The sequence below is a fragment of the Inquilinus limosus DSM 16000 genome (assembly GCF_000423185.1).
In the GTDB taxonomy this organism is placed as follows: Bacteria; Pseudomonadota; Alphaproteobacteria; order DSM-16000; family Inquilinaceae; genus Inquilinus; species Inquilinus limosus.
Genome location: NZ_AUHM01000005.1, coordinates 338,288 through 364,237, shown reverse-complemented (window position 1 = coordinate 364,237; position 25,950 = coordinate 338,288). Strand labels below are relative to the sequence as shown.

19 protein-coding genes are annotated in these 25,950 nt (G+C 65.9%); 14 read left to right on the top strand and 5 right to left on the bottom strand.

Annotated elements, in window-relative coordinates; genetic code table 11:
• Position 1: 1 nt before the first annotated feature.
• From G537_RS0109055 to G537_RS0109040, 4 genes are all read left to right on the top strand, one after another.
• The gene (locus G537_RS0109055; RefSeq protein WP_034851047.1) at positions 2 to 508 is read left to right on the top strand and encodes a CHAP domain-containing protein; all 507 of its coding nucleotides are present in this window, start codon (positions 2 to 4) and stop codon (positions 506 to 508) included.
• A gap of 95 nt (positions 509 to 603) precedes the next feature.
• Complete coding sequence (locus G537_RS0109050; RefSeq protein WP_026869846.1) at positions 604 to 1,512, top strand: class I SAM-dependent DNA methyltransferase; 909 nt, start codon at positions 604 to 606, stop codon at positions 1,510 to 1,512.
• The gene (locus G537_RS0109045; RefSeq protein WP_026869845.1) at positions 1,509 to 2,333 is read left to right on the top strand and encodes a 23S rRNA (adenine(2030)-N(6))-methyltransferase RlmJ; all 825 of its coding nucleotides are present in this window, start codon (positions 1,509 to 1,511) and stop codon (positions 2,331 to 2,333) included. Before G537_RS0109050 ends, G537_RS0109045 begins: the two co-directional genes overlap by 4 nt.
• A 67-nt stretch (positions 2,334 to 2,400) precedes the next feature.
• The gene (locus G537_RS0109040; RefSeq protein WP_026869844.1) at positions 2,401 to 3,195 is read left to right on the top strand and encodes a hypothetical protein; all 795 of its coding nucleotides are present in this window, start codon (positions 2,401 to 2,403) and stop codon (positions 3,193 to 3,195) included.
• Between the two features lie 7 nt (positions 3,196 to 3,202).
• Here G537_RS0109040 and typA read toward each other — a convergent pair whose 3' ends face one another.
• A complete protein-coding gene (typA, locus tag G537_RS0109035) occupies positions 3,203 to 5,026 on the bottom strand; it encodes a translational GTPase TypA (protein ID WP_026869843.1) in 1,824 nt (607 codons plus the stop codon).
• A 262-nt stretch (positions 5,027 to 5,288) separates the two neighbouring features.
• Here typA and G537_RS0109030 point away from each other — a divergent pair, with 262 nt between their 5' ends.
• Both G537_RS0109030 and G537_RS0109025 read left to right on the top strand, forming a co-directional pair.
• Entirely contained in the window at positions 5,289 to 7,196 is a 1,908-nt protein-coding gene (locus G537_RS0109030; RefSeq protein ID WP_155888552.1) for an autotransporter assembly complex protein TamA, read from the top strand.
• Positions 7,196 to 7,927, top strand: a complete 732-nt coding sequence (locus G537_RS0109025) for a hypothetical protein (protein ID WP_155888551.1) — start codon at positions 7,196 to 7,198, stop codon at positions 7,925 to 7,927. Before G537_RS0109030 ends, G537_RS0109025 begins: the two co-directional genes overlap by 1 nt.
• Here G537_RS0109025 and G537_RS0109020 read toward each other — a convergent pair.
• A complete protein-coding gene (locus tag G537_RS0109020; RefSeq protein ID WP_211230335.1) occupies positions 7,905 to 8,648 on the bottom strand; it encodes a glutathione S-transferase family protein in 744 nt (247 codons plus the stop codon). The two genes, G537_RS0109025 and G537_RS0109020, sit on opposite strands and share 23 nt — an antisense overlap.
• Before the next feature lie 417 nt (positions 8,649 to 9,065).
• Here G537_RS0109020 and G537_RS43590 point away from each other — a divergent pair, with 417 nt between their 5' ends.
• The gene (locus G537_RS43590) at positions 9,066 to 13,622 is read left to right on the top strand and encodes an HTH domain-containing protein (RefSeq protein ID WP_155888550.1); all 4,557 of its coding nucleotides are present in this window, start codon (positions 9,066 to 9,068) and stop codon (positions 13,620 to 13,622) included.
• Positions 13,615 to 15,546, top strand: a complete 1,932-nt coding sequence (locus G537_RS43585) for a hypothetical protein (protein WP_155888549.1) — start codon at positions 13,615 to 13,617, stop codon at positions 15,544 to 15,546. The genes G537_RS43590 and G537_RS43585 overlap by 8 nt, the downstream gene beginning before the upstream one ends.
• 209 nt (positions 15,547 to 15,755) lie before the next feature.
• Here the strand turns inward: G537_RS43585 and G537_RS37095 are convergent, their stop codons facing one another.
• Positions 15,756 to 17,855 (bottom strand): transglycosylase domain-containing protein, encoded by a 2,100-nt coding sequence (locus tag G537_RS37095; protein WP_162146095.1) that lies wholly within the window; start codon positions 17,853 to 17,855, stop codon positions 15,756 to 15,758.
• Positions 17,856 to 18,373: 518 nt separating this feature from the next.
• Here G537_RS37095 and G537_RS0108995 point away from each other — a divergent pair.
• Both G537_RS0108995 and G537_RS37090 read left to right on the top strand, forming a co-directional pair.
• Entirely contained in the window at positions 18,374 to 19,504 is a 1,131-nt protein-coding gene (locus tag G537_RS0108995; RefSeq protein ID WP_026869837.1) for a type III PLP-dependent enzyme, read from the top strand.
• 26 nt (positions 19,505 to 19,530) lie between these two features.
• Positions 19,531 to 20,061, top strand: coding sequence for a GNAT family N-acetyltransferase (locus G537_RS37090; RefSeq protein WP_051248209.1), 531 nt, complete (start codon positions 19,531 to 19,533; stop codon positions 20,059 to 20,061).
• Positions 20,062 to 20,249: 188 nt separating this feature from the next.
• Here the strand turns inward: G537_RS37090 and G537_RS0108985 are convergent, their stop codons facing one another.
• A complete protein-coding gene (locus tag G537_RS0108985; protein WP_026869836.1) occupies positions 20,250 to 21,008 on the bottom strand; it encodes a TrmH family RNA methyltransferase in 759 nt (252 codons plus the stop codon).
• 24 nt (positions 21,009 to 21,032) lie between these two features.
• Positions 21,033 to 21,497: a RidA family protein gene (locus tag G537_RS0108980; RefSeq protein WP_026869835.1), complete on the bottom strand. Its 465-nt coding sequence runs from the start codon at positions 21,495 to 21,497 to the stop codon at positions 21,033 to 21,035.
• A gap of 379 nt (positions 21,498 to 21,876) precedes the next feature.
• On the opposite strand from G537_RS0108980, the gene G537_RS0108975 reads away from it, so the two are divergent.
• From G537_RS0108975 to G537_RS0108960, 4 genes are all read left to right on the top strand, one after another.
• Positions 21,877 to 22,971 carry an ABC transporter substrate-binding protein gene (locus tag G537_RS0108975; RefSeq protein ID WP_026869834.1) on the top strand — a complete coding sequence of 365 codons (1,095 nt, stop codon included), beginning with the start codon at positions 21,877 to 21,879 and terminating at the stop codon, positions 22,969 to 22,971.
• 103 nt (positions 22,972 to 23,074) lie between these two features.
• Positions 23,075 to 23,980: an ABC transporter permease gene (locus tag G537_RS0108970; protein WP_026869833.1), complete on the top strand. Its 906-nt coding sequence runs from the start codon at positions 23,075 to 23,077 to the stop codon at positions 23,978 to 23,980.
• Positions 23,977 to 24,768, top strand: a complete 792-nt coding sequence (locus G537_RS0108965) for an ABC transporter permease (RefSeq protein ID WP_026869832.1) — start codon at positions 23,977 to 23,979, stop codon at positions 24,766 to 24,768. Before G537_RS0108970 ends, G537_RS0108965 begins: the two co-directional genes overlap by 4 nt.
• Before the next feature lie 38 nt (positions 24,769 to 24,806).
• On the top strand, positions 24,807 to 25,901 hold the full coding sequence (locus G537_RS0108960; protein ID WP_026869831.1) for an ABC transporter ATP-binding protein: 1,095 nt from the start codon (positions 24,807 to 24,809) through the stop codon (positions 25,899 to 25,901).
• The last annotated feature ends 49 nt before the right edge of the window (positions 25,902 to 25,950 follow it).

Below are 25,950 nucleotides of genomic sequence, written 5' to 3'. Positions count from 1 at the left end.
CATGCCGCGACGTGCCTGGGTGCTGTCGGCCGCGCTGGCCCTCGCCGCCTGCGGCGGCGGGCCCGACATCGTTCGCAACCCGACCGGAACCGGCGTCGCCCGCTATGTCACCGCCAACGCGCCGGAAGAATGCGTGCCCTATGCCCGCGCCGTCTCCGGCATCCAGATCCGGGGCGACGCCTGGACCTGGTGGGACCAGGCCGACGGGGTCTACGGCAAGGGCAGCGCACCGCGCTCCGGCGCCGTGCTGGTGCTGGGGCGGTCGGATCGGCTGAGCGCCGGCCACATCTCGGTCGTGGTCTCGGTGCGCAATTCGCGCGAGATCACCGTGTCGCACACCAATTGGGGCAATGACGGGCCGACCCGGCGCCGGATCTACCGCGAGCAGTCGGTGATCGACGTCTCCGCCGACAACGACTGGACCGCGGTGCGCTTCTGGAACCCCGACACCGGCGCCTATGGCGGCGTCTACGAGGCGGACGGCTTCATCTACCCGACCACCGCCTAGAGACCGAAGTCCCCCTCTCGACGATCCGGGGGCGCTTCGGCTATAAGCCCGCGCGCGACCGCGGCACGGCCGCGGCGCTTCGGACGTTTCATCCCATGACACTGCCCTTTCCCACCCCCGACCCGCGGGCGCGCCGGCGCCTGGAGATCGGCCTTGCCCTGCTGGCGGAGGGCCAGCCGGCCGAGGCCGCGGACGCCATCCGCGCCGCGATCGAGATCGACCCCGGCGATATCGAGAGCCACTACGCCCTGGGCCAGGCGCTGGAAGCGGCCGGCGGCGACGCCGCCGCGGCCTATCGCGCCACGCTGGAGCTGGACCCGGACGACCGCATGGGCGCCGCGGTGCGGCTGGCGCTGATCGGCGCCGCGCCGGTGCCGGCTCAGTTGCCCGAAGCACATGTCCGCACCCTGTTCGACCAGTACGCCCCGCGCTTCGACGCGGCGCTGGTCGAGGCCCTGCGCTACCGCGGGCCGGAGCTGCTGCGCCGCGCCGTCGACCGGGCAGCACCGGAAGGAAGCCTCGACATCCTCGATCTCGGCTGCGGCACCGGCCTGGCCGGCCTCGCTTTCGCCGACCGCCGCCGCCGGCTGGACGGCATCGACCTGTCGCCCGGCATGATCCTGCAGGCGATGGCGCGGAAGCTGTACGACCGGCTGGAGCCGGGCGAGATCGTCGCCGCCCTGGCCGATTGGCCGATCCGGTACGACCTGGCCCTGGCCGCCGATGTCGCGGTCTATATCGGCGATCTCGCGCCGCTCTTCGGCGCGACCCGCCGGGTGCTGCGGCCTGGCGGCCTGCTCGCCCTGACCCTGGAGGCGCATGACGGCGCCGACGGCGAGGGCTGGCGCCTGGGCGACCACCACCGCTACCAGCACTCCGCCGGCTATGTCCGCGCGGCCGCGGCCGGCGCCGGCTTCGCCGTAATCGAGATCGAGTCCGCCTGGACCCGCACCGAGAAGAAGGTGCCGCTGCCCGGCTGGGTCGCGGTGCTGCAAGCGGCATGAACTATCGCCACGCCTTCCACGCCGGCAACCACGCCGACGTCGTCAAGCACGTGGTGCTGGTGACGCTGCTGGAGGCGCTGCGCGGCAAGGACAAGCCCTTCTCCGCCCTCGACCTCCATGCCGGCATCGGCCGCTACGTCCTGGCCGCTGAGGCGGCGAAGACCGGAGAATATGTCGACGGCATCGCCCGGATCGAGCGGGCGCCAGAGGCGCCGGCCACGGTCGCCCGCTATCTCGAGCTGGTCCGCGGCTTCAACCCGTCCGGCCGGCTCGAGATCTATCCCGGGTCGCCGCGGCTGGTCCGGGCGCTGATGCGGCCGGAGGACCGGCTGACCCTGATCGAGCTGCATCCGGAGGACCACGCGACGCTGCGCGCCGAATTCGCCGGCGACGGCCAGGTCGCGATCCATCGCCGCGATGCCTGGGAGGCGCTGCGGGGCCTGCTGCCGCCGCAGCCGCGGCGCGGCCTGCTGCTGCTCGACCCGTCCTATGAGCGGGCGGACGAGCTGGCGCGCCTGGCCCGCGGCATCGCCACGGCGCATCGGCGCTGGCCGGAGGGGGTGATCGCCGGCTGGTATCCGATCAAGGACCGGCCGCCGGTCGATACCATGCTAGCGGCGCTGCCGCCCCTGCCCCGCGCCTGGGTGGCCGAGCTGACCGTGTTCAACACGCTGTTCCCGGCCCGCCTCAACGGCTCCGGCCTCGTCCTGGTCAACCTGCCCTGGGGCGTGGAGGAGGCGCTGCGCGAGGCGCTGGCTTGGCTGCAGCCCCGCCTGGCCCGCCAGGGCGGCAAGTGGCGGTTGGAGCCGCTGCCTGGCTGAGCGGAATCCGGCTCGCCGTCGGGTCGCCGCCGCGCTAGGCTTCCCCGATTGCGAGGGAGATTTCACGATGCGGTTGTTCGGACTGGCCGTCCTTCTCGCGGCCCTTTCGGCGTGTGCCGACCAGGCGCCTCGAAGCATTGTCCCAACAGTGCCCACCCATATGGTCGCCGCAGTCTCGCCGCAGACTGCCTCCCTCCAGCCGATAGCACCAAGGGGCTACTGTCTATCGGATGAGGCGGATGCGCTCGGCTTCAAGCTTCGGCAGCAGTTCCTAGACCAGCCCACCGAATCCAATCGGCTCCTCGGCATCTTCCGCCCATGCGATGAGCCGATCGTCCGGAGGGGAGCTCCGGCGATCAATGCCGACAGGCTGGCCTTCCTGGCCTCGCCGATGCCGTCGTCGCCTGCCGACGAACTCGACACGGACCGCCAGCTGTTCCTGGCGATGATGGCCAATCCGAAGGTTACGGCGGTGCTGAGCGAGCGGATCATTCCCCCCGCCCGCGAGAAGTATGCCGGCCGGCCGGGCCGGATGACGCTCAGCGATCTGCGTTATCTCGGGGCAGATGCCGATGCCGTCTACAATGGCGGGATCATTTCCTATACCGGCCCAGCCGACGGCCCGGCGCAGAGAGTCCAGGGGGACCTCCGACTCGTCATGGGTATGACCGTCGTCGGCCAGGAGTTGCTGACGGTTTTTGTCGTGAATCTCTCGATCCGCGGAACGCCGAAGGACTGGAAGGCTCTCCAGGCCACCGCAGCCGAGGCGATCCGCGGCACGATCGCCGCCGCGGAACGGCGGGCTCCGCGGACGCCCGCGCCCACCGCGGCGCCACCACGAGGATCGGGCGTTTCGACCTGATCCGCGCTCACACCGCCTCTTTCCTCTGCCGCTCGATCTTCTTGCGCTCGTTCGGGTCGAGGATCTGCTTGCGCAGGCGGATGGTCTTCGGCGTGACCTCGACCAGCTCGTCGTCGTTGATGTAGGTCAGCGCCCGCTCCAGCGTCATCTGGATCGGCGGGGTCAGGCGCACCGCCTCGTCCTTGCCGGCGGCGCGGATGTTGGTCAGCTGCTTGCCCTTCAGCACATTGACCTCGAGGTCGTTGCCGCGGGTGTGCTCGCCGATGATCATGCCCTGATAGACCTTGGCCTGCGGCTCGATCAGCATCGGCCCGCGATCCTCCAGGTTCCACAGAGCATAGGCCACCGCCTCGCCCTGGGCGTTGGAGATCAGCACGCCGGTGTGGCGCGACGCGATCGCGCCCTTGTGCGGGGCATAGCCGTGGAAGATCCGGTTCAGGACGCCGGTGCCGCGGGTGTCGGTCAGGAACTCGCCCTGATAGCCGATCAGGCCGCGGGTCGGCACCAGCATGACGAGGCGCTGCTTGCCGCCGCCGGAGGGCCGCATCTCCAGCAGCTCGCCCTTGCGCTCGGACAGCTTCTGCACGACGACGCCGGAATGCTCCTCGTCGACGTCGATCGTGACCTCCTCGATCGGCTCCAGCAGTTGGCCGGCCTCGTCCTTCTTGAACACCACGCGCGGCCGGCTGATCGACAACTCGAAGCCCTCGCGGCGCATGGTCTCGATCAGGATGCCGAGCTGCAGCTCGCCGCGGCCGGCGACCTCGAAGGCATCCTTCTCGGCGGTCTCGGTGATCCGGAGCGCGACATTGCCCTCGGCCTCGCGGAACAGGCGGGCGCGGATGACGCGGCTGGTGACCTTGTCGCCCTCGGTGCCGGCCAGCGGGCTGTCATTGACCGAGAAGGTCATGGCGATGGTCGGCGGGTCGATCGGCTGAGCCGCCAGCGGCTCGGTCACCGACGGATCGCAGATGGTGTCGGCGACGGTCGCCGTCTCCAGCCCGGCGATGGCGACGATGTCGCCGGCCTCGCCGGCCTCGATCGGTTGCCGTTCGATGCCGCGGAAGGCCAGCACACGGCTGATCCGGCCGGTCTCGATCGTCTCGCCGCTGCGCGACAGGGCCTTGACCGCCATGTTCGGCCTGACCGTGCCGGACAGGACGCGGCCGGTCAGCACCCGGCCGAGATAGGGGTTGGCCTCGACCGTCGTCGCCAGCATGCGGAACGGCTGGTCGGCTTCCACCTTCGGCGCCGGCACATGCTTGACGACCAAGTCGAACAGCGGCGCCATGTCGGTCCGCTCCGCCTCCAGGCTCTCCGCCGCCCAGCCCTGCTTGGCCGAGGAGAACAGGGTCGGGAAGTCGAGCTGCTCGTCATTCGCGTCGAGCGCGGCGAACAGGTCGAACACCTCGTCATGCACCTGGTGCGGGCGGGCGTCGGGCCGGTCGCACTTGTTGATCAGCACGATCGGCCGCAGGCCCAGCTTCAGCGCCTTGCCGGTGACGAACTTGGTCTGCGGCAGCGGCCCCTCGGCCGAATCGACCAGCACCACCACGCCGTCGACCATGTTCAGGATGCGCTCGACCTCGCCGCCGAAATCGGCATGGCCCGGCGTGTCGACGATGTTGATGCGCACGCCCTTCCACACCAGCGAGGTGCATTTCGCCAGGATGGTGATGCCGCGCTCGCGCTCCAGGTCGTTCGAGTCCATCACCCGCTCGGCGACCTGCTGGTTCTCGCGGAAGGCCCCGGACTGGCGCAGCAGCACGTCGATCAGGGTGGTCTTGCCATGATCGACATGGGCGATGATGGCGATGTTCCGGATATCCATGGTCCGTCCAAGGGGCGGGAGGGCGGGAGGCGTGCGGGCAAAACAAAGGACGGCGGACGGGTCGCCTTGCAACGCCCCAGCCGCCGTTGCAGCGCAATATAGGCAGATCCGCGCCGAGTGCAAGCCGGGCCCGGCAAATCGTTGAAAAGTCGAGAGAGAATTTAAGGCAACGAAACGCGCGTGGTATGTGTTCCCATCACGGTACAACCGAAGCGCGAGCGGCGGGCACGTCCGCGCGTGCTGCGTAAGGGGGAGCGCGGGATTGCGGGCAAGACTGGGCAGGATCGGGTGGCTCGGCCTCCTCGCCGCATTGATTCCATCGGCAGGGCTGCTGGCCCAGGACGAGCCGGCCACCGACGGCGACGCGCCGGCCGAGGCGACGCCGCTGCCCGGCGAGCTGCCTTACACGGCGACGCTGGAGCCGATCCCGGACGAGAACGCGACCGCGGCCCTGACCGGCGCCTCCAACCTGCTGAAGCTGCAGTCCAGCCCGCCGTCCGGCCCGGTCGGGCTGGTCCGCCGGGCGCTGGCGGACCGCGACCGGCTGTACGGCGCGCTCGGCGCCCTCTCTTACTACGGCGGCGAGGTCCATATCACCATCGACGGCGTGGACCTGGACGATCCGGGGCTGATCGACCGGCTGACGGCGCGGCAGAGCAAGGATCCGGTCAAGGTCTCGATCAGGATCGATCTCGGTCCATCTTATAAGTTCAAGACCGTGCGGCTGACCGACACCACGGGGTCGGAGCAGCTGCCGGTGACGATCGACCGGGCCCCACTCGGCCTCGACCCCGGCCAACCGGCGCTGTCGGCGACCATCCTCAGCGCCGAGGGGGCGATGGTGGCGCAGATGAACGACCAAGGCTATCCGCTGGCCAAGGTGCCGTCGCGCGACGCGGTGGTCGACCACGCCGACCGGACCATGGACCTGACCGAGGTTCTGGATCCGGGGCCCAAGGCCGGCTTCGGCCAGGTCACGGTGGAGGGCGAGGAGACGGTCGACGAGAGCTTCATCCTCAGCCGCGTGCCCTTCGTCACCGGCCAGACCTATTCGCCGGAGCAGATCCAGGACCTGCGCAAGGACCTGGCCGATCTCGGCGTGTTCGGCAATGTCCGCGTCACCACCGCCGACCAGGTCGACGCCCAGGGCAATGTCCCGGTGACCATCGCGGTGAAGGAGCGGCCGCTGCGCTTCATCGGCTTCGGCGCCAAGTACGAGACCAATTACGGCGCCGGAGTCAACGCCTATTGGGGCCACCGCAACCTCTGGGGCGGGGCCGAGCAGCTGCGGATCGACGGCGAGGTCAGCGGCCTCGGCTACAACGAGGCGGCCGAGCCGAACTTCAAGTTCGGCGTCAGCCTGAAGGTGCCGGGCTTCCTGGACCGCAAGACCACCCTCGACGCCAAGGCCGAAGCGGTGCGCGAGGTGCTGGACGCCTACACCAGCACCCGCGGCACGGTGCAGGGCATCGCCACATACCATTACACCAAGCAGATCGATCTTCTGGCCGGCCTCAGCTTCGAGACCGGCCATGTCGAGAACGAACAGGGCGAGTGGGACTACACCTTCGTCGGCATCCCGCTGGGCGCCAAGATCGACACCACCGACAACCTGCTGAACCCGACCAAGGGCTACCGCGCCTCGGTGTCCTTCACCCCCTACCCCACCTTCCTCGGCTCCTCGGTCGACATGATCGTGACCAAGGCGCTGGGATCGGCCTATCTCGACCTGTCGGGCGGCGACGGCGACATCGTCCTCGCCGGGCAGCTGGGCATCAGCAGCATCGCCGGCCCGACCCTGGACGAGGTGCCGCCCGACAAGCGGCTCTATGCCGGCGGCGGCGGCAGCGTGCGCGGCTACAAGTATCAGAGCATCGGCCCGCTGGACGAGCACGACAACCCGACCGGGGGCCTGAGCTCGATCATCGGCAGCCTGGAGCTGCGCTACAAGATCACCGACACGATCGGCATCGTGCCCTTCTTCGACGCCGGCGGCGTCTATGAGGAGAGCTTCCCCGACTTCAACAGCGACATCCAGTACGCAGCCGGTCTGGGTGCCCGCTATTACACCGGCATCGGGCCGATCCGGGCCGACGTCGCCTTCCCGCTGAACAAGCGCAAGAGCGACGACAGCTTTCAGCTCTACATCAGCATCGGGCAGGCCTTCTGATGCGGGCATTGCGCATCCTCCTCATCCTCCTCGCGGTCGCCATCGGCCTGCCCGTCGCGCTGCTGCTGATCGTCTTCGCGGCGGCGCAGACCGGACCGGGCAAGCGCCTGATCGCCGACCAGGCCGGCAGCCTGGCGAGCTCGCCCGAGATGCAGGTCTCGGTCGGCGCGATCGAGGGCTTCGTGCCCTTCGACATGACCGTGCGCGACGTCGCCGTGTCCGATCCGGCCGGCAAGATGATCACGGTCGACTGGGCGCGGCTGGCCTGGAGCCCGGCGGCGCTGCTGCGCCGCACCCTGCGGATCGACGCGGTCGAGGCCGGCACCGTGACGGTCGACCGCCTGCCCGCCGGCGGCGCCGAGCCGGAGCCCGAGCCGAGCCCGGGCGGCTTCTCGCTGCCGCGGCTGCCGGTCGACATCCGGCTTCTGTGCGCTGCGACACCAGGGCCAGCGTTTCAGGACAAGGGCAGGTCATGTGCTCGCCCGCCGCAAGGCTGTGCTTTCGGCAGCGCCGCCATCCCCTCACCCGGACATCCTCCGGATGTCCGGCCTCTCCCGCAAGCAGGAGAGGCAAAGGAAACTGCGCCCCGAAGATCTGTAGATGCCCCAGCCTCGCGGGAGGGGCACGGGGAGGGGGTTGCCGCGGCCGGGGCCAACGCCGGCCTGATCCGGCGCCCGGCCGAGCCGTTCGCGCTCGGAGCGGCCGTCGTCAGCCGGCCGATGCGGCCGTGAACACCGCCAGCTGGGCGGCGAAGGCACGCTTGTAGGCAGGCCGCGCTTCGCCGCGGGCGACATAGGCGGAGAGGTTCGGATAGTCCTCCAGCAGGTCCGATCCCTGCAGCCGGCGCAGCACCGTCACCATCAGCAGGTCGCCGGCGCTGAACGCGCCGTCGAGCCAGTCGGCATCGCCGAGACGGCGGGACAGGTGGCCCAGCCGTGTCCGGATGCTGTCTTCGAGGAATCGCAGGCGCTGCTCGTACCAGGGCTCGTCGCGCTCGAGGATCCTGGCGAGGGCGCGGTCGAAGATCGGCGGCTCCACCGTGTCGAGCGCGGCGAACATCCACGCGATCGCGCGCGCCCGGGCATTCGCGTCGTCCGGCAGCAGGCCCCCGTGGCGCTCGGCGATATGGAGCACGATCGCCCCCGACTCGAACAGGGCGAGATCGCCGTCCTCATAGGTCGGGATCTGCCCGAACGGATGCAGCGCGAGATGCGCGGGCTCCTTCATCGCCTTGAACGAAAGAAGACGGACGTCGTAAGGCTGGCCCACTTCTTCCAGCGCCCAGCGGACGCGCATGTCGCGCGCCAGCCCCTTGCCGCGATCGGGCGAGCGTTCAAAGGCGGTAATCGTGGCCGTCATCGTCGTTCTCCAGAGCCTGTCTGTCTTGAAGACGATCGGCGGAACGGGAGTCCGACACCGCATGCTCGCGATCATCCGCTCGGACTCCTTCATTGACTCCCGCCGGTAGCCCGTCGGCCGCTTGTCCCCGTTTCGGGTCGGGGGCGCGGCAGCCGGTTGTCAGCAGTGAAGTGCCGACGGCCGGATACGGCTCGGTGCGGACCGTTCCCGCAATGCCTCTGGAAGCCGCTCCGTCCCATTGCCGCCGTTCGGAGGCCGCGCGGGCTTCCCCGAAGCGGACATTCCAGCCGCTGCGCCCATGATCGTATCTCAGGTGGTGGGTGTTGTCGCTCTTTACTAATTTGGGCCGGTCGGCTCTGATTAGATAATGGAACTGATTCCTCGATGATTGCTGCTATGCGCTGGGATTGCCTCATACCTTAGTCTCGGCTCCGTCGCGCCAGCGACAATAGATCAAGAAGAGGTCATCGTCGTCCCGAACCGGGCCGGTATCTCGACAGCTTACATGTTATGTCTGGAGTCATGGGTACCCCTTTCGTCTCGAAGCCCAGCGATGTGCCTCAAGGAGATCCGGCCGGTCAGGCCGTCGCCTCGCTAAAGGGTTATGCCTATCAACTCTACGTTTCGGCTCTGGCCTGGCTAAATTTAGGTGGCGACGAGGAGCTCTATTTAGAAGTGGCGCAAGATTATGCGACAGCCGCCAAGGGGGCACTCAAGGCTGTCCAGGTGAAAGATACTCGAGCAAAGGTCACCATTAAATCATCCGATATCCGACAAGCTATCGATGATTTCGTGGATTTGATAAAGCGTAATCCTGAAAAAGAAATAGCGCTGCGATTCCTCACGACTTCGAAGATCGGGACCGAACAGAAGGTCGAGGACCGGGCCGCCGGCGAACCGACACTGAAATACTGGGAAAAGGCAGCAGGCGGCGCCGATATTGGCCCCCTGCGCAAAATTTTGGAGCGGATTGATCTAAACGACATAACCAAGCAGTACATCAAGGCTTTTACCGACGAACAATTGAGAAATCAACTGTTGCGCCGTATCTTCTGGGACTGCGGAGCTCCTGGTTTTGATCAAGTCAAGCAGCAGCTAGAAGATCGCGTTATCGTATTTGCGAATGAACACTTGAAAATTCCACCGTCTACCGCGATGCAAGCGGTTGGGGCAATCCTCCAGCACGTTTTGGAAACAGTCGTCGAGCCGGAGACATCCAAACGCGCGCTCACACGGGCAGCCCTCCTCAAAATACTTGAGAAGGCAACCTACATATCCATTCCACGCAGTGGCCTCGAAACTCACCTCAGTACCGCGTTCTCGGAAGTGTTGGATTCCATCCGGAAGCCCAGTCTGGAAATCAATCCCAGCCCGCAGTTCGACATAGCAAGGGATGCTTTAGAGCGGGATTTTTCATCTCGATACAAGCAGGCACAGCAACGAAGCTTTTTTCCGGAGTTGCAGAAGCAAGATCAGTTTCAACCTCTAGCGCAGCAAATTCTGGATGGCAACTTGGTCCCTTTGTCGGAGGGGTTGCGTCGACGTATTTTCCTTCGCGCAACCAGAAGTGCTGCCGTAAAAGGAGATCTGCCGGCCGCTGAGCGTTTCATGGACGCCGCGGCTGGACTCAGAGGGCCAGACACCGACTCTCCCGCGCGAGCTCGGCTCGCCGAAGCACACGGCGACATTGATGCCGCGATACAAATCCTCCGGGACGAGATCGATCCTGATTCGCAGGCGACCTTGCTCTCTATCGTCGCGAAGGCCCATGGTGTCGACGCCGCTGTCCGTTGGCTCGAGGGTCAAAGGCTCCGCATCCGCGATCTTTCAGCCAGTGGCATCTTTACCATCTGCAATTTCCATCTCGCCAAAGAAGAATACGAGCAGGCCAAGGAGCTACTTGAAAGCCTTTGTAAGCAGAACTTCGAAGATTGTCCGTATTTGCTGCTCTTGCGTGGTGCCATACGCTTCGCCTCGGTCCTTGCCAAGCCAGAGCAGCGCCTCGCTCTGATGGGGCTGCAACTCGACATCCGGCGAGTCCGCCCGGTCACGCCGAGCGAGCAAACAGCGGCAACGCTCGATGGAGCCATTGAGGACATCCGCCGGTTTATTCCCATTGTCAAGGAACTCGGGCTGCCCGAAACCACAAGAGTCGCTGAAGACTATGTCTACTGGTTCGAGCTCCTTCACCCTTCTCACCGCCAAGCGGCTCGGGCGCGGCTCGAGTCCGACATGCAGGATCCGGCCATAGCCCTGAAGCGTATTCAATTCGCATTGGCGTATCTGCCAAATTTCAACCCGGCCCCCATTCTCAAGCACCTAGAGAACAGAGCTGCATTCGGCGGATTGAATGAGGACGAACTTCGGGCTGGTCTTGCAATTCTCATGGAGGATCATGGGAATACAGCCCCGCTGGCTGCCTTCATCGCGCGGCACCGGGGGAGGCTCGACGACGCGTTTGGAAAGCCCTCGATCCGCATGATCGAAGTTCAGGCACTCGCCCGTGCGGGTGACGCGAGCGGCGCCAGGGCTGTCCTCGATGCCAATCGCGATGCTATCGAGCCTGATGAACTTGCTCGCCTGAGTGCCGAAGTGTCGACGGCCGAGGGAGCGGATCCCGTGACCGAGTTCAAGCGGGCCTATGACACGACCGGCACAACGGGAGCGCTTCGTGATCTGATTGCTGTTCTCAGTCAGCGCCACGACCATCGATCTATTGGTCCCTGTGCCGAGGAGCTCTTTGAGAGGACCGGTGATCCGATGGACCTTGCGTTCGCGGCGCATTCCTATGCTAAGGCTGGGGACGATGACAGCTTCATGCGGGTGCTTGAAGCCAATAATGCTGTAGTAGACCGCGACAGCGGGCTTCGACGCCATTACGCCTGGCAACTGCTTAGCCGCGGCCGCCTCGCTGAAGCGCTCGCCGAAGCCCGGCGGCTTGCTCAAGAAGCCACAACACGCGATCTCGATCTTGAGATTGCGATTGCCATCGAAAGTGGCGAGTGGGAAGCGTTGTCACAACCGCTGAACGCCTATCTTCAGGCCGCCCCTAACATGCCCGCCATCGCATTGATCCGGGCAGCTCGTTTGTCCCAGGCGGCAGGACAGGGCCCGCACAGGGATTTGGTGTCGGCTGCGCTTGCCAAAGGTGCTGACGACCCGAATGTCTTGCTCGGGGCCTATACTGTCTATGTCGAAGAAGGTCTGGAGGACACTAAAGAGGAAGCGCACCAATGGTTTCGTCGCGCTTTGGACCTCTCAGGGCCCGATGGTCCCATTCGCCGGTTTGAGCTAAAGGACCTTCTGGAAAGACAAACGGAATGGAATGAGCAGACGAGTCGTATCCAAGAAGGCGTCGTGCGAGGCGAGATCCCGCTGACTATAGCTATTCTGGGTCTTCGCACGACTCTTGTTGATGTTCTATTGCGCAACTTTACTCGCAACGCCGCGCTTGCAGATGCACGGCGTAAGGTTGCGGTTCCTGTTTTCTCGGGTCGCAGACAGCCTGGAGCGTTCGGTGAGATCAAGCGACTAGCATTGGATTTCACCGCGCTCCTCGTGCTTGGCTGGCTCGGTTTGCTCCCCAAGGTGTTTGATATCTTCCAAGAAGTTGTCCTCCCAAGTGGGGTTTTCCGTGAGCTCTTCGAGGGCCGGAGGCGCATCCGTGAGTTTCAGAAATCCAGGCTGAGGCGTGCCGAACGGCTTCAGCAAGCAATCGCATCTGGGAGGATCAAAGTCGTTCGAACATCACTTTCTCGGCACGATCCCCTTGTTGTCGAAGTTGGCGATGAGCTAGCGGGGCTTTTGCGTGCAGCAGAGTCGACCAATGGCGTCGTTCTTCGTCCGGCCCCCGTTCACAAGCCAGGAGTCCTCAATCAGAACGCAGATATTTCGCCCTATGCACAACGGCTTGCCGACATGCACAGCCTTTTGGGAGTTCTGCAAGACAATGGCCTAACCGATCAAAGCACGGAAGAGACGGCGCAGCATTACTTCACGCTACAGGACAGCGGCTGGCCTAGCCCGGCTCGTCCAGATCCAAAATATCCACTGTACATTGATGATTTGGCATTCAACTACCTGCACTTCGTTGGCCTGCTTGACACAGTCCTCAAGGCCTTTCCTCAGGTCTTTATCGCTTCAAGCACGGCTGACGAAGCAGCTGCACTGGTAGAGCACGACAAACACACGATCGACGTTCTTCTGGTCATCGATACGATTCGCGAGTCCGTTCGAAAGGCGCAAATCGCGGGCAAGATCGTTTTTGGCCCACAGCGCTCACGAAAGTCAGAGAGAGCCAACGGTGATGACGACAATGACGATGATGAGACGTTTGCTTCATCCACACTCAATCTCGTAGCGAACCTGGGGCAGGCGGACGTTGTTGTGATCGATGACCGCGCTCTTAACAAAGAGCCCTTCGCTATGGATAGCTATGGTCATCGCGCGCGAGTGGTGACCTCGCTCGACGTGATTGAAGAGCTGAACAGCCGACGAGCCATCTCAGATGGTGAGAGGCACGCGTTTCGGCACCGGCTGAGGATTGCCGGGGCAAGTTTGATTCCCCTCGACACTGAAGAAGTTGTTTCCGCAACTCTACGCCGTAGAGGTTCTGACCCGGCCGAACTTCGTGCGATGAAAGAATCTATGCTGCTGGCAAGGGTCGCCGCACTTCCCCGCTTTCCCTCAGAGATTCCGTGGTTCGCTACCACGATGATCGCTATTAATCATGCAATACTAGCCGTCTGGGGACGGGAGCGGGATAGCCAACGGGCCGCCACTCTGGCCGATACCATTCGCGACTTGCCGGCGCATCCTGAGGACTGGGTTGACCAGTGGGATGGTCAAGTGCCACCCCGTTGGGTGAATGCGGTCAGCGTAGCCCTAGCGGCACGGCTCACCCTGCCCCTGGAGCTGAAAGACAAGAAGCGGATGCAGGCCTACAACCGCTGGATCGAGAATCGCGTTCTCGATCCGCTTCGTGGCCAAGCCCCAGAGACCTATGCGGCAGTTGTGGAGGGGGTTCGCTTCTTTATCAACTCCCTCGCGAAGGACAGCGATGGCTAGGAAGAAGATCGTCATCTCCAAACGGGCTCGCGTCCTTTTTACACTGGATAAGCTGTCGAGCGAGCTGCAGCGCGACGTTCTGAAAGATCTCGAAACGGTCAAGCGGTGGGATATTCCGACCAGACGCACGATGCGGCTTTCGGAGGATCTGACAGTTCAATGGGAAAGCCTTTTGTCGGTCTTCAGAGCAGCTGTCGATGGCCTACCGGCCCCGTCGCTTCTTGACGAAGGCAACAATGAGCTTTCCGTCACGGCGTCAATCGACTCACAAGGCGCAGGTTTCCTTGAAGTTGGTCGGCATCGATTTAGGTTCTCGCACGCCGTTTTGATGTCTGGTTCGCCGAAGAGGCGGCTTCGTGAGCTTGAGCGCATCTTTGATTCCGTAACAATTCATTCCGGCTTGCAGGACGAACTGCGACGGATTGTTGGTGGCCACGATTTTGGCCTGGACGAGTTTGTGGCGGTGGCCGAAGCGCTGGCGTCGTCACCGGAAGAGTTCCAGGCCCGTCTCTCCGAAGAAACCTCGACGAGACAGCCTACCTTAGGCGAGATCCTGCCAGCTGATGGCCGGCACTGGGACAACCTGACCGTGCCGCCCACTAAATCCGATGCGCTTGCTGATTTCATCAGAGAAGAGCTCGCGTCAGAATGGACTGCACGGGTAGATAGAAATCCGACTTCGGCCTTTCGCTCCATCGCATTGACATTTTCAGCCCCTACCCTAGTACCGCACAATCTCTTCGAGGCTCTCGACAATGAAACGAAGAAGCGGATTCTCGAAGAAGCTCTTCTTCTCGACGACCACTTCTCGCTTATTGGCGCCTTCGAACTTTGCGCAGACTGGGTGGCGGATGACCCGGAGTTTTCTGAACTAGGTGAACGCCTTCTTGTTCGTCTCTTCGGGGATCTTGAGTGGCTTGAGATAGCTTGTGGGATGTTCGGAGCAGCACTTGTCCTCACCGTTGCCAAGATCGCAAAGGATGAGAAGGTGAATGCTAGACCTGCGTTCTGGCGAAGGCTAGCTGCAGCAAGTCATGCTTTGCTTTTAGTGCGGACCTTTGGGGTATCCAAGATCGATCATAAGAGCCTGATACAGTGGTCTTTGCAGGAGGCTGGACAATCCTATTTTCTTTCAGTGTTTTGTGACTTTAGGACTGATCCCCAATGGCGACCGGAGTGGATAGATCCGCGGATTTTGCTCGCTGACGTCTGTGGTCGCGCAATCGGCGTTTTCGCAAGAATTCCAAAAGAGCAAATCCCACCAGCCTGGGCCGAGCGCATCGACAAGTTGCGTGCATGGGTTAGCGAGGAACATTATCAACTCTTGACGGTCCTTCCAGCCATTATGGAAGGAGCGCGAAGGCCGCATCTGCCAATTGTTTCCGAAATGCAAGACATTGGCGAACTATATGAAGAGCTCATGCAGGAGCCAACCGTCGATCATCTTTTGAGTATGAGGTTGGCAATTCCAGCATTCGGTCCCCCACGCGAAATCGTGGAAAGCCTTCACAAGTTGGTTGGCATCATTCGGTCCGACTCTTCAGCGGATCCAGAAGGGCGACTCGCAGATGCACTCACACTTCTTGGCCATGTCGCGGCCTTACTGCAGGATACAACTCTTGCTAACGCTGTCGCAGAAGCATGTATCGAGCGCCTAGTCATAGAAGAGAGACGGGAGACAGCTATTGAAGCAATCTATCGCTTCCTTGAGTGTTCTGCAGCGGAGGCAGAGAGGGTTGCCGCGAACTCCTTCCTTTCAAGAAAACTGGAACAACTTTGTTACACCATCAAGAATCCTGAGTTGCTTGCCGAAGTTGCGACTTGGATTGGAGAACTCAAGCTGGTCAGTCCTGAATTGAGATTCACTGTCGGCCGAGCGCTTGCCATCGCAAAGCTTGGCGCTCTTTCAGCTGCAGCAGGCTAGGGTTCGCGCCATCACGCCGATCTCCGCTATAGAGCTACGCTGGTATGACCGCATATGGCGCGAACCGGATACGTCTGGAGCGCTGCCATAAGCTCCGATGGCCACCCTTCACGGACCACCGCTGGTCGGTGAGGCGCTGTCCAGAACCGGGCGCCCCGTCATCCAAGAGCACGCGCCCGGCTCTGTCTGCAAGGCCGTGCCGGAACCCTTCACCCGTTCCCGAGGCTGCCGATCAGGCCTTCGAGGCCGTTCTGGTCCAGCTCCTGCTTCGCCGGCTGCACCGTCGGGACGGTGGCGGTGGGCGGCACCAGCACCTTCGGCGCACCCGGAGGCGTGGCGGTCGGCGCGATCGCGGCCGGCGCGGGGGCGGCGGCCCCGCCGCCCGGCCCCGCCGTCGCCACCGCGGCGGGCAGCGAATCGTCGACGCCCAGCAGCGGCCTGGCCGGCTTGCCGCGCTCGGCCTCGACCATGAAGTCGTGCCAGATCTTGGCCGGCAGGCTGCCGCCGGTCACCTTGTCCATCGGCGTGCCGTCGTCGTTGCCGACCCAGACGCCGACCACATAATCGGCGGTGAAGCCGATGAACCAGGCGTCGCGGTAGCCCTGGCTGGTGCCGCTCTTGCCCGCCGAGGGCCGGTCGTCCAGCCGGGCGCTGCGGCCGGTGCCGATGGTCATGACCGAGCGCAGCATGCGGTTGATCGCCTCGACATGCCAGGGCAGCACCGCCTCGCCCGGGCCGCCGCCGTAGCGGGTGTAGATCGGGTCGCCGCCCGGCGGGCCGATCCGCTCGACGCCGTAGGGCCAGACGCCGTTGCCGCTGTTGGCCAGCGCGGCATAGGCCGCGGTCAGCTCCAGGAGGTTGACCTCGCTGGTGCCGAGCGCCAGCGACAGCTCCGGCCGCAGCGGCGAGGTGATGCCGAGGCGCCGGGCCAGCTCGATCGTGCGGTTGATGCCGGCCCGCTGCAGCACCCGCACCGCGGCGGTGTTGTACGACTTGGCCAGCGCCTCGCGCGCCGTCACCTCGCCGTGGAACTTGCCGTCGTAATTGCCCGGCGACCAGTTCTTGATCGTGATCGGCCCGTCCAGCACCAGGCTGTCCGGCGTCATCCCCTGCTCCACCGCCGCCAGATAGGCGAACATCTTGAAGGAGGAGCCCGGCTGGCGCTGCGCCGTCACCGCCCGGTTGAACTGGCTCTGGCTGTAGCCGCGGCCGCCGACCATGGCGACCACGGCGCCGTCCGGCCGCATCGCCACCAGGGCCGCCTGGCTGGCGCCGACCTTGCCGCCATCCTCCGCCATGCGGGCGTCGACGATGCGCTCGGCGGCGCGCTGCAGCGACGGCACCAGCGTGGTCTCGACCCGGAGCGCCGGGGCGGCGGTGTTGACGAAATCCGGCACCTGGTCGGCGATCCAGTCGGCGAAGTAGCGGCTGCCCGAGCCGCCGCCCGGCCGGCGCGGCGGCACCGGCGGCTGGTCGTCGGCGGCCTGGCGCTGCTTCTCGGTCAGGAAGCCGGCATCGACCATGGCCGACAGCACCACGTCGGCGCGCTGCCGCGCCGCCTCGGGGTTGCGGTCCGGCGAGTAGCGCGACGGCGCCTTCAGGAGGCCGGCCAGCATCGCCGCCTGCTCCAGGTTCACATCCTGGGCCGGCACGCCGAAATACGCACGGGCGGCGGCGTCGATGCCGTAGGTGCCGGAGCCGAAATAGACCCGGTTGAGATAGGCGGTGAGGATCTGGTCCTTGGAGAAGTTCATCTCCAGCCAGACCGCCAGGATCGCCTCCTGGATCTTGCGGCGGACCGTGCGCTCCGGCGTCAGGAACAGGTTCTTGGCCGCCTGCTGGGTGATGGTCGAGCCGCCCTGCACCGCGCGGCCGGCCTGCCAGTTCACCCACAGCGCCCGGGCCACGCCGATCGGGTCGATACCGTAGTGACCGTAGAAGCGCCGGTCCTCGATCGCCAGCACCGCGTTCACCAGGTGCTTCGGCAGGGCCGAGGCCTGGACCATGTCGCCGGTCATGTCGCCGTAGCGGGCGATCTGGCCGCCATCGGCGGCGACCACGGTGATGGCGGTGCGCCGCTCCGGCATCGCCACCTGGCGGATGTCGGGCAGGTCATAGGCGAAATAGGCGATCACGACGCCGAGGCCGATCGCGGCCCAGACCGACAGCACCGCGCCCCATTTGGCGACGCCCCAGAGCCAGTGCCGCCGGCCCGGGGACTTGCGGCCTCGCGGACTCGACTTGCGGCGTCCGGGCGAGGACTTGCCGGAGGACGCGCTCGTCCGGGTGCGGCCGCCAGTCGCGCGCAAGGCAGGTCTGCCGGAGGAGCGGGTCGTCATGATGCGAAACTTATCTCGCGAGAATCCCGCAATATCAAGACGAAATGAGGCGGAATTTAGAAATCGGCTGAGGCTGTGGCGCCACGGCGACGGGATAAATTCTTCATCGATAAAATTTCACTTGCATCAGGGGGGCACCGACCGTATTTGACGCCTCGGAACGTATTCGCACGTGCCCCGGCCCACCCGGTCGAACCAAGCACCGACCCAAGGTGGGCACAGCAACGACGTCACGCGTCTCCTCGGTCTGTCCGGCTTCGGCCGGCTGGGTTGAAGAGAAGTTTTTCGGTTGCATGTGCGGAGAGGGTTCCTCTTCCGTGATTGTCTGGATGGTGTTCCCGGGTGGCGCCCATGGCGTCGTCCCGCGATCCCGTCTCTGCGATCCGGATCCGCATGTGCCGCCGGGTTTCGTCGCCGGTGAGCAGAGGCGGGGCGCCTCAGGCAACGGTTGGGTTTGAACTGGCTTGCCGTGGGGGAGTGCCTCACCGATGAACACCAAGATCGCTTCCTTTCTCGAAGAGCGACGTCCGGAGACGCCGTGCCTCGTCCTTGACCTCGACGTGGTCGCCGGCAACTACCGGGCGCTGGCCGAAGCCCTGCCCGACAGCCGCATCTTCTACGCGGTGAAGGCCAACCCGGCGCCGGAGATCCTGTCGCTGCTGGCCTCGCTGGGCTCGTGCTTCGACACGGCGAGCGTCGTGGAGATCCGCGACGCGCTGGCCGCCGGCGCCACCCCGGACCGCATCTCCTTCGGTAACACCATCAAGAAGCGGGTCGACATCGCCACCGCCTATGCGCTCGGCGTGCGCCTGTTCGCCTTCGACAGCGAGGCGGAGCTGCGCAAGATCGCCGAGGTCGCGCCGGGCAGCCGCGTGTTCTGCCGCATCCTGACCTCGGGCGAGGGCGCCGAGTGGCCGCTGTCGCGCAAGTTCGGCTGCGAGCCGTCGATGGCGCGCGAGCTGCTGGCGATGGCGCCGGGCCTCGGCCTCGACCCCTATGGCGTGTCGTTCCATGTCGGGTCGCAGCAGCGCGACACCGGCGCCTGGGACCAGGCGCTGGAGTCGGCGGCCGCGATCTTCCGCGACCTGGCGGCCAAGGGCGTCGAGCTGAAGATGGTCAATCTCGGCGGCGGCTTCCCGACCAGGTACCTGAAGGAGGTGCCGACGCCGGAGGCCTATGGCCGGGCCATCGACGCCAGCCTGCGCCATCACTTCGGCAACCGCCTGCCCGAGACCATCATCGAGCCGGGCCGCGGCATGGTCGGCAATGCCGGCGTGATCCAGACCGAGGTCGTGCTGATCTCGAACAAGTCGGCGAACGACAACACCCGCTGGGTCTATCTCGACATCGGCAAGTTCGGCGGCCTGGCCGAGACGATGGACGAGGCGATCCGGTACCCGATCACCACCGCGCATGACGGCGATGCCGCCGAGCCGGCGATCCTGGCCGGCCCGACCTGCGACAGCGCCGATGTGCTGTACGAGAAGACGCCCTACCCGATGCCGGTTTCGCTCGCGATCGGCGACAAGGTGCTGATCCACGGCACCGGCGCCTACACGACGACCTATTCGGCGGTCGCCTTCAACGGCTTCGCGCCCCTCAAGGCCTACTACATCTGAACCTCATACGGGTGGGGATTCGGGTCATGGACATCATGCGGGAGCGGCCGCGCCACGCGGCCGCCATCGAGGAGCTCGTGGCCGACAGCTTCGGCGAGGGGCGCTTCGGCAAGACCGTCTACCGGCTGCGCGACGGGGTCCGGCCGGTCAACGAGCTCGGCCTCGTCGCGCTGGAGGATGGCGAGCTGGTCGGCACGCTGCGCTTCTGGCCGATCCATGTCGACGGCGTCGGCGAGACGCTGCTGCTCGGCCCGCTCGCGGTCGCCGAGGGGCTGCGCTCGAGCGGCATCGGCTCGCGGCTGATGCGGGCCGGGCTGTCGCGCGCCGCGGCCTTCGGCCACCGGAGCGTGATCCTGGTCGGCGACGAGCCCTACTACCGCCGCTTCGGCTTCCGCCGCGACCTGACCCTCGGCCTGATGCTGCCGGGGCCGGTCGACTACAGCCGGCTGCTCGGGCTCGAGCTGGTGCCGGGCGCCCTGGCCGGCGCCCGCGGCATGATCGGCCGCGCCGACGGCCTGCCGGTACGGTACGAGCCGGCCGAGATGGCGGTGGCCTGATCCTGTTTTGAGTCCCCCCTCCCCTCGCGGGAGGGGGTAGGGGGAGGGGGTTTTCACCGCCAGAGCCGGCCTGACTTTTGCGCTCCGGTCTCGACGGCGAGGCCTGTGCTTTGCACATTCGCGCGCGGACGCGCGCAGACCCCTCCCCCTGCCCCCCTCCCGCAAGGGGAGGGGGGACTTGAAAACGCTCAAGTCGCCGCCCGCATCGCCAGATAGTGCCCGTACAGCGCCAGGCTGGCGGCGACGGTGGCGTTGAGCGATTCGACCGCGCCGGTGGTCGGGATCGCCAGGCGCTGCACGGCCAGACCAGTCGGGACGCCAAGCCCCTCCTCGCCCAGGACCAGCCGAAGGTCGCGCGGCCAGGCGAAGCCCGACAGATCCTCCCCCTCCGCGTCCAACGCCAGCAGCGGCCCGGCGGCCTGCGCCAGACCGGCCCAGGCCGGGCCGCGCCGCAGCTCCAGCGCGAACTGCGCGTTCGACGCCGCGCGCAGGCATTTCGGGTGGAACGGATGCGCCGCATCGGCCAGCAGGATCACCCGCGACACGGCGAAGGCGGCGGCGCTGCGCAGCAGCGCGCCGAGATTGCTGGGGTCGCCGAGGGCGCAGACCAGCTCCAGCCCCTCGGGCGGCCGGGCCAGGTCGATCGCCGGCATCTCCGGCACCAGCCCGACCAGGATCGGCAGGCCGGTGCCCGAGACGTCGAGCCGGTCGAACAGCGCCCGGCCGAGACGGATGCGTTCCAGCTCGGGCGGTGCCGACAGATCCTCGGCGCCGGGCGGCAGCAGCAGGGACTCGAACTGTTCGGGATGCCGCGCCAGCGCCTCGCGCACGGTCTTGCGCCCGGCCAGCAGGAAGCGGCGATGCTTGCGTAGGCCGCGGCTCTCCAGCAGCGCCGCCCACAGCTTGGCGCGCGGATTGTCCGGGCTCTCGATGATGCGCTCGGCCATCGCCCCTCCTGCCGGAAGAGGCGCCTACCGGATCTCGAAGATCGCCTCGACCTCGACGGCGCAGCCGAGCGGCAGCTGGGCGACGCCGACGGCGGCGCGGGCATGCTTGCCGGCATCGCCGAAGGCCTCGGCCATCAGGTCGGAGGCGCCGTTGACCACCTTCGGCTGGTCGGTGAAGTCCGGCGTCGAATTGACGAAGCCGCCCAGCTTCACCACCCGGACGACGCGGTCGAGGTCGCCCAGCGCCGCCTTGGCGGCCGCCAGGATGTTGATGGCGCAGATCCGGGCGCAGGCGTAGCCGTCCTCGACCGCGAACTCGGCGCCGAGCTTGCCGGTGTGGCTGATCTTGCCGTCGACGAAGGGCACCTGGCCGGAGACGTAGAGCATATTGCCGGAGATGACGGAGGGGACGTAGTTCGCCGCCGGCGCCGCCACCGCGGGCAGGGTGATGCCCTTCTCCCGCAGCCGCGCTTCGATGCTTCCTGCCATGGGTCGGTTCCCGCTCGCTTGAGTGAATCGGAGGCCGCACCATAGCCAGCGGCGGCGGGCGGCGAAAGCCCGGCCCCGACCCGATCGATCCTCGATGCGACGGATCGTGCCGCTGCAGGGAGTCGTTGACGGGCGCAAAGTTTCGTGACGTTATTATTACAGTTTGTCTAAAGTTGTGTGGCACCTGCCATGTCCTGGCCGGGCGGAGGTCGCTCGATTACGGAGATTTCATCGGGACTCTCCTTGACAAGGACTGGGCAGCGCAACACAGTCCCGCCGCGTCCGCGCCGGAATCCGGATTTGACCGCGCGCTCGACTTCGAATTCGGAAATTTTCCTAAAATCCGGACAACAGACTGGTGAACAACGGGGGTTGTGACATGAAGGCGACGTGGACATCCGTGCTGTCGATCTCGGCCCTGGCGCTCGTCGCCTCCGCCGCCCGGGCCGAACCGTCGGCCGAGCTGATCGCCGCGGCGAAGGCGGAGGGCGAGCTGACCACCATCGCCCTGCCCCACGACTGGTGCGGCTACGGCGCGATCATCGACAGCTTCAAGGCCAAGTACGGCCTGAAGGTCAACGAGCTGAACCCCGACGCCGGCTCGGGCGACGAGATCGAGGCGATCAAGGCGAACAAAGGGAATCGCGGCCCCCAAGCCCCCGACGTGATCGATGTCGGCCTGTCCTTCGGGCCGTCGGCCAAGGCCGAAGGGCTGATCGCGCCGTACAAGGTGTCGACCTGGGACACGATCCCGGACAGCGCCAAGGATCCGGAGGGCTACTGGTACGGCGACTATTACGGCGTGCTGGCCTTCGAGGTGAACAAGGACATCGTCAGCAAGATCCCGGCCGACTGGAAGGACCTGCTGGCCTCCGATTACGCCAACTCCGTCGCCCTCGCCGGCGACCCGCGCACCTCTAACCAGGCGATCCTGGGCGTCCTGGCCGCCGGCCTGTCGACCGAGAAGGACCCCGAGAAGGCCGCCGAGGCCGGGCTGAAGTTCTTCGCCGATCTCAACAAGGCCGGCAACTTCGTGCCGACCATCGGCAAGGCCGCCTCGCTGGCCCAGGGCGCCACCCCGATCGTGATCCGCTGGGACTATCTCGCCCTCAACGACCGCGACACGCTGAAGGGCAATCCGCCGATCGAGATCGTGGTGCCGAAGACCGGCGTCGTCGCCGGCGTCTATGTTCAGGCGATCAGCGCCTATGCGCCGCATCCGAACGCCGCCAAGCTGTGGATGGAGCATCTGTATTCGGATGAGGGCCAGCTCGGCTACCTGAAGGGATACTGCCACCCGATCCGGTTCCAGAACCTGGTCGACACCAAGAAGATCCCCGAGGATCTGATGAAGGCCCTGCCGCCGGCCGAGGCCTATACCGCGGCCGTGTTCCCGAGCCTCGAGGACCAGAACAAGGCCAGCGCGATCATCACCAAGGAATGGGACAAGGTGGTCGGCGCCAACGTCAAGTGATGTGCTGGAGGCCGCGCCCTCCCCTGCCCTATGCTGAGGCCGGAGGACGGCGCGGCCTTCCGCGTCTTCACCCGTCGCGGCAGGTTTCCTTCAAAAGGCGCCGATGACCCAGGCCTCGATCGCAGCCCCCCTCGCCGCGCCGGCCCGATCGGGCGGGATCCCCTGGGCTTGGCTCGGGGTGGCGCCGTTCTTCCTGTTCGCCCTGCTGTTCCTGGTGCTGCCCACCGGCTATCTGCTGGTCGGCAGCTTCCAGACGCCGGACGGGGCGTTCACGTTCAAGAACATCGGCGACCTGTTCCAGCAATCGATCCTCGACGCCTACTGGATCTCGATCCGCGTCAGCGCCGCCTCCGCCTTGCTGGGCGCCCTGATCGGCTTCTTCCTGGCCTATGCCGCGGTGATAGGCGGGCTGCCGGGCTGGATCCGGCCGACGCTGATGACCTTCTGCGGCGTCGCCTCGAACTTCGCCGGCGTGCCGCTGGCCTTCGCCTTCATCGCCACCCTCGGCCGGCTCGGCCTGGTGACGATCCTGTTCGACACCTATCTCGCCCCCGTCCTGGGCTTCCGGCTGTACCAGACCGGCTTCAACCTGCTCAGCTTCTGGGGCCTGACCCTAACCTATCTCTACTTCCAGATCCCGCTGATGGTGCTGATCCTGGCGCCGGCGCTGGACGGGCTGAAGAAGGAATGGCGCGAGGCCTCCGCGATCCTCGGCGCCAGCACCTGGCAGTACTGGCGCATGGTCGCGCTGCCGATCCTGTGGCCCAGCCTGGTCGGCACCACGCTGCTGCTGTTCGCCAATGCCTTCGGCGCCATCGCCACCGCCTATGCCCTGACCGGCAGCTCGCTCAACATCGTGCCGATCCTGCTCTACGCCCAGATCCGCGGCGACGTGCTGCACAACCCCAATCTCGGCTACGCCCTGGCGCTGGGCATGATCCTGATCACCGGCCTGTCCAACGGTCTCTACATGCTGCTGCGCGCCCGCAGCGAACGGTGGCTGCGATGAGGCAGAGCCGCATCGGCGCCTGGATCGCCCTCATCGTCGGCACGCTCTACTTCCTGGTGCCACTGATCGGCACGCTGGAGTTCTCGCTGCGCATGCGCCGCGGCGAATACAGCCTGGACGCCTACCGCATCGTGCTGGCCGATCCCGGCTTCCAGGCCAGCTTCCTCTATTCCTGCGTGCTGGCCCTCGCCACCATCGTGGTCGGGGTGCTGCTGGTGGTGCCGACCGCCTATTGGGTGCGGCTGCGCCTGCCGAAGCTGCGCCCGGTCATCGAATTCATCACCCTGCTGCCCCTGGTGATCCCGGCGATCGTGCTGGTGTTCGGCTACATCCAGCTGTTCAACACCTCCTCGATCCTGCCGCTGCTCGGCTCCGAGCGCGGCACCGACCTGCTGCTGACCTTCGGCTACGTCACCCTGGCGCTGCCCTACATGTACCGGGCGGTCGACACCGGCCTCGGGGCGATCGACGTCCGCACCCTGACCGAGGCGGCGGAGAGCCTGGGCGCCGGCCGGGCCCGGATCCTGTTCCGGGTGATCCTGCCGAATGTCCGCGCCGCGGTGCTGAGCGGCGCCTTCCTGACCTTCGCCATCGTGATCGGCGAATTCACCTTCGCCAGCCTCCTCAACCGACCGGCCTTCGGTCCCTATCTGCAGCTGGTCGGCGCCAACCGGGCCTATGAGCCGGCGGCGCTGGCGATCATCGCCTTCGCCGTCACCTGGGCCTGCATGGGCCTGCTGCAGCTCTTCGGCCGCGGTCGCCGCGGTGCCTCCCCGGCGATGCAATGACCTTCTCGACCGCATATGCGCCGCAAGCAGGTGAACGGATGGATCCGGCGACCGACTTCCTCGAGATCAGCGGCCTGCGCAAGAGCTACGGCCAGAACACCGTGGTCCATAATTTCGACCTGGCGGTGAAGCGCGGCGAGTTCATCTCCTTCCTCGGCCCTTCCGGCTGCGGCAAGACCACGACGTTGCGCATGGTGGCGGGGTTCGAGACGCCGACCGGCGGGGCGATCAGGATCGACGGCCGCGACGTCACCCGCCTCCGGCCCAACCAGCGCAATGTCGGGATGGTGTTCCAGGCCTATGCGCTGTTCCCGAACATGACGGTGGCCGACAACGTCGCCTTCGGCCTGAAGGTGGCGAAGAAGCCGGCGGCCGAGATCGGCCGGCGGGTCAAGGAGATGCTGGAGCTGATCAAGCTGCCGCATCTCGCCGACCGCTATCCCTATCAGCTCTCCGGCGGGCAGCAGCAGCGCGTGGCCCTGGCCCGGGCCTTGGCCAACCAGCCGAAGGTGCTGCTGCTGGACGAGCCGCTGTCGGCGCTGGACGCCAAGATCCGGGTGTCGCTGCGCGGCGAGATCAAGGCGCTGCAGCGCGACCTCGGCATCACCACCATCTTCGTCACGCACGACCAGGAAGAAGCCCTGTCGATGTCGGACCGGATCGTGGTGATGAACGAGGGCTACGCCGAACAGGTCGGCACGCCCTTCGAGATCTACAACTATCCGCGCACCCGCTTCGTCGCCTCCTTCGTCGGCACCTTGAACATCCTGCGCGGCCAGGTGACCGACGCCGCCGGGCAGCGGATCCGCATCGACGGGCAGGAGATCATCGCCGCCCGGGGCGTCGGCGACGCCCGGGACGGCGAGGTCCGCTCAGTGGCGCTGCGGCCGGAGGCTATCGCACTCGCCGGTTCGGCCGAGGACCGCGGCGCCGACCGCAACCGCATGCAGGGGACGATCGAGGATGTGAACTTCCTCGGCTCCGTCGTTCGCATTCGCGTCCGCTTCCAGGAGAACGCGGTGTCGCTCGACACCTTCAACAGCCCCAGCCTGGCGCCGCCCGAGCGTGGCCAGCCGGTCACCGTCACCTTCGGCCGCGAGGATGTGCTGGTGCTGGAGGGCGAGGCGGCCTGAGACGCGAACGCACGACCCTGGCCGACGTCTTCGGCCCGGGGTCGACGCC